The sequence below is a fragment of the Lonepinella sp. BR2474 genome (genome assembly GCF_051851555.1).
In the GTDB taxonomy this organism is placed as follows: domain Bacteria; phylum Pseudomonadota; class Gammaproteobacteria; order Enterobacterales; family Pasteurellaceae; genus Lonepinella.
The window spans coordinates 1-391 of sequence record NZ_JBPDVH010000027.1 but is presented as its reverse complement, the minus strand read 5'-3'; the positions used below and the strand labels follow the sequence as shown (position 1 = coordinate 391).

Annotated in this window: 1 rRNA gene; it reads left to right on the top strand. The window is 40.7% G+C overall.

Features of this window, described 5'->3' with window-relative positions:
* Window positions 1–113: 113 nt before the first annotated feature.
* A 23S ribosomal RNA gene (locus tag ACTG7Q_RS10890) occupies window positions 114–391 on the top strand; the annotation flags it as partial.

Below are 391 nucleotides of genomic sequence, written 5' to 3'. Positions count from 1 at the left end.
ATAAATTAACACAAGAAAGTCTGAGTAGAAGAAAAATCTTGACTGAACAAAAGCAGTCAAGTGTTTAGTTGAACAGCAACATCATTTGTTTTTGAAAACATTTGAGGTTGTATAGTTAAGTGACTAAGCGTACACGGTGGATGCCTAGGCAATCAGAGGCGAAGAAGGACGTGCTAATCTGCGAAAAGTTTGGATGAGTCGATAAGAGGCGTTTAATCCAAAATATCCGAATGGGGAAACCCAGTAGATGAAGAATCTACTATCGTTATTTGAATACATAGAATAACGAGGCAAACCGGGAGAACTGAAACATCTAAGTACCCCGAGGAAAAGAAATCAACCGAGATTCTGTGAGTAGCGGCGAGCGAAAGCGGAGGAGCCGTTAGTGATA